Consider the following 2,672-nt stretch of genomic DNA (forward strand, 5'->3'; position numbering starts at 1 on the left):
TCGTTTCTCATGGCGAGGATCCGATTTCGTGGCAATTTTCAGCGCATGGAACGGGATGTGACTTCCAATCGGCATCGTTGGCGCCGGTCACGCGGCGCGGACCGTGATCAGGCGGCGTCGGTCGTGGATGACGACGCGATGTGCGCCCTCAAAAGGTCTTCCGCTGTCACGTGCAGACCTCGAGTCTTCGCGCCTGAAATGAGCGCGGGCCAATGACGATGAGGCACGGACCCACGCTGAAACCAGCGATCGACCGCGACCTTTTCGAGGCTCGGGTCTGCTGTGCGCGCATCTTCGTGCACAGCCCGGCGATCCGGCCAGCGATCAAGGATTTCCGTAACGGGGTTGTTTGCCATGGCCTCATATAATGACCATTTCGGTCACTGGTCAATAGGGCCAACAAGGTGATTGCGACCAATCCGGTCATAGCGGACTGTCCCGCCATGGCCGCAGCCCACAGCACCGCAAAGAACACCACACCTTTCGCGTCAGAGATGCGACCCGAGAGGATCGGTTACCGCATGAAACTATTGCGGCTCGCGCTGGGGCTGAAGCCCTCAGAGATATCCGACAAGCTTGGTATCGAGCGCACCTATTGGTCGCGCTTCGAAAACGGACGACGCGGGATCTCAGAAGAGTTGGCCGCGCAGCTCGTCGACAGGTATGGTGTAACCCTTGATTTCCTGATCCTCGGAAGATGGAACACCTTGCCCATCTCTCTGGCAGATCGGATGCGCGAGCTTGACGCCGAGCTCTCCAAAGACATCAAGTAATCCAGGCTGATCCCGGTTTTCTCTGACGTAGCCGCCAGCGCGTACATTCGCGCAGTCCTATAGTCCATCGATCACCCAGAACATTTGCGAACAAGCCTGCCCGGAACCGGCGGGTTTCTGCAAGCCATTCGTTAGCCGTGCCGAAGCAATGACCAATATGGTCTTTTTATTGTTGACTTATGACCGATATGGTCACTAGTTTCACCCCATCACCGCAGCGCCCCGACGCTAGCTTGCGACCGCATCGTTAGGCGATAGCGCGGGCCAGTAACCGGGTAGCTGCTCAGATGGAGGCGACCATGCCCGGACTGTCAGACAGCGCCAACGGCAAAGCGACCGTGCCCCAAAAACTGTCCAGGTTTCGCAGGGCTTTTCCCGCGTCAGTTGTGCGTCATGGCTGATCACATGTTCCGGCCGGTCGCCGCGACCGCTTTCGACGGGGCGATCCTGCTTACCGATCGCGACGACGCCCGTCTCCTCATCGACATGCCGACGCCCGAGGGCGCGCGCTTCTGTGCCGCGGCCCTGGAGAACGAGTTCCGCCGCGCGCGTCGCGCGGGCGAATGACCGACTGACTGCAACGCCCACGCCCGCCGAAGACGCCGCACCGGCCGATCGCGGGCCAAGATGGAGGACCGGATGAACCCGCCCACCCCGCAGTTCCTGGCCGAGGCGCGCGCCGTCGTGAGCGACCCTTCGGCATATCTCGACCGCCCGATGGTCCTGCAAGGCGCGTTCCTCGCGCTGAAGGAGGCCCAGGGGCACCCGGTCACGGCTGAGCGGCGCTTCCGCGTGGCACGCGCGCTCTACAGCGAGTTCACGGGCCCTGCGCCGCGCCCCTGCGTGAACGAGATCGACGCCGCCCGGCAGCGCGCGATCGGCCCGATCCGCGCCGCCATCGCCCGCCTGCCCCATCACGTTCCCACCGGCGGAGGCGCAGCATGAACGCCCATGTGACACCCGATGGGCTCCGCAGCGCCGGACACACGCCACCCGACACGGGCGCGCTGACCGCCTGGCGCGAGGACCTCGCCGCCGAGCTCGAGCCGCTGGCGCACCCGGCCCGCCGGATCATGATGGAGGCCGCCGTCGTGGCCTCAGGTGGCATGTGGATCGCGCCGGGCGCCACGAACTGGGGACCGCACTTCGCCGAGCTTTCCGTTGGCGGCGTGCACGCCTCCGGAAACGACCTCGACGAGTGCATCGCCGCGTGGATCAAGGCGGTCCTGCGCGCAGCACGTGCCGCGGCCGAGGTGGCGGCATGATGTCGTCAGAGGTCATCATGCCGACGCCGCCCCACGACAAGGCGACCGCCTCCGACGCGCTGGCCATGCAGCTGATCGTCGAGGGCATCGCCGAGCGCCTGCGGTCCATCCTGCGCAATGAACCGGGCGACGCGGCGTTGTATCGCTACGTCGGGCGCCTCTGCCACGCTTGCATGGGCGACCTCTGCGCCGACGGCGCGGCGGTGCGCCTGACCATCCTCGGGACCGACGCCGAGGGTCCCACGCTGCGCGCCGTCGCGAACGGCTGGATCGAGGCGGTCCTGACGGGGCGGCCAGCATGATGCGGCGTTCCAATCCCCCCGCCCGCTTCGCCGGCCTGCGCGACGGCGCGCTACTGACCGAGCCGCCCTCGACCGCCCGCTGGATCGCGCGCCGCGCCGCCGGGCTCGGGGCGTTCTGGATCCTCTGCCTCGTGGTGCTGACGTGATCGCGCTCGACGACGCCCGCGCCGTGCTGGCCGATGTCGACCACCACGGACGCGACGCGGTGATCGAGGCATGCGCCGTTATCCACGAGCACCCCGAGGCGGCGGACGCGGAACGCGACGACGCGGCCGAGATCTTCGCGCGCATCTACCCGGAGGCATCGTAATGCAGCCGTTCTGGATGATCTG

The 2,672-nt window shown here is 66.2% G+C and carries 7 protein-coding genes; all 7 read left to right on the top strand.

Annotated features, from left to right (window positions below):
• Nucleotides 1-443: 443 nt before the first annotated feature.
• The 7 genes from RISW2_RS22585 (at nt 444) to RISW2_RS24935 (ending at nt 2,650) form a co-directional block, all read left to right on the top strand.
• Nucleotides 444-773, top strand: a complete 330-nt coding sequence (locus tag RISW2_RS22585; RefSeq protein WP_084615545.1) for a helix-turn-helix domain-containing protein — start codon at nt 444-446, stop codon at nt 771-773.
• Between the two features lie 405 nt (nt 774-1,178).
• Nucleotides 1,179-1,340: a hypothetical protein gene (locus RISW2_RS24925; protein WP_211238748.1), complete on the top strand. Its 162-nt coding sequence runs from the start codon at nt 1,179-1,181 to the stop codon at nt 1,338-1,340.
• Between the two features lie 72 nt (nt 1,341-1,412).
• Entirely contained in the window at nt 1,413-1,718 is a 306-nt protein-coding gene (locus RISW2_RS22590) for a hypothetical protein (protein ID WP_043775556.1), read from the top strand.
• On the top strand, nt 1,715-2,038 hold the full coding sequence (locus tag RISW2_RS22595; RefSeq protein ID WP_043775559.1) for a hypothetical protein: 324 nt from the start codon (nt 1,715-1,717) through the stop codon (nt 2,036-2,038). The genes RISW2_RS22590 and RISW2_RS22595 overlap by 4 nt, the downstream gene beginning before the upstream one ends.
• Nucleotides 2,035-2,340 carry a hypothetical protein gene (locus RISW2_RS22600; RefSeq protein WP_043775565.1) on the top strand — a complete coding sequence of 102 codons (306 nt, stop codon included), beginning with the start codon at nt 2,035-2,037 and terminating at the stop codon, nt 2,338-2,340. Before RISW2_RS22595 ends, RISW2_RS22600 begins: the two co-directional genes overlap by 4 nt.
• Nucleotides 2,337-2,486: a hypothetical protein gene (locus RISW2_RS24930; RefSeq protein ID WP_156943988.1), complete on the top strand. Its 150-nt coding sequence runs from the start codon at nt 2,337-2,339 to the stop codon at nt 2,484-2,486. The genes RISW2_RS22600 and RISW2_RS24930 overlap by 4 nt, the downstream gene beginning before the upstream one ends.
• Nucleotides 2,483-2,650, top strand: coding sequence for a hypothetical protein (locus tag RISW2_RS24935; protein ID WP_156943989.1), 168 nt, complete (start codon nt 2,483-2,485; stop codon nt 2,648-2,650). Before RISW2_RS24930 ends, RISW2_RS24935 begins: the two co-directional genes overlap by 4 nt.
• Nucleotides 2,651-2,672 lie beyond the last annotated feature (22 nt).

It is taken from the genome of Roseivivax isoporae LMG 25204, assembly GCF_000521865.1.
Taxonomy (GTDB): Bacteria; Pseudomonadota; Alphaproteobacteria; order Rhodobacterales; family Rhodobacteraceae; genus Roseivivax; species Roseivivax isoporae.

What these genes read in the sequence shown, in the direction of transcription:
- RISW2_RS22595 (WP_043775559.1), top strand. Translation starts at nt 1,715, where the DNA reads ATGAACGCCCATGTGACACCCGATGGGCTCCGCAGCGCCGGACACACG.
- RISW2_RS22600 (WP_043775565.1), top strand. Translation starts at nt 2,035, where the DNA reads ATGATGTCGTCAGAGGTCATCATGCCGACGCCGCCCCACGACAAGGCG.
- RISW2_RS24925 (WP_211238748.1), top strand. Translation starts at nt 1,179, where the DNA reads ATGTTCCGGCCGGTCGCCGCGACCGCTTTCGACGGGGCGATCCTGCTT.
- RISW2_RS24930 (WP_156943988.1), top strand. Translation starts at nt 2,337, where the DNA reads ATGATGCGGCGTTCCAATCCCCCCGCCCGCTTCGCCGGCCTGCGCGAC.
- RISW2_RS22590 (WP_043775556.1), top strand. Translation starts at nt 1,413, where the DNA reads ATGAACCCGCCCACCCCGCAGTTCCTGGCCGAGGCGCGCGCCGTCGTG.
- RISW2_RS22585 (WP_084615545.1), top strand. Translation starts at nt 444, where the DNA reads ATGGCCGCAGCCCACAGCACCGCAAAGAACACCACACCTTTCGCGTCA.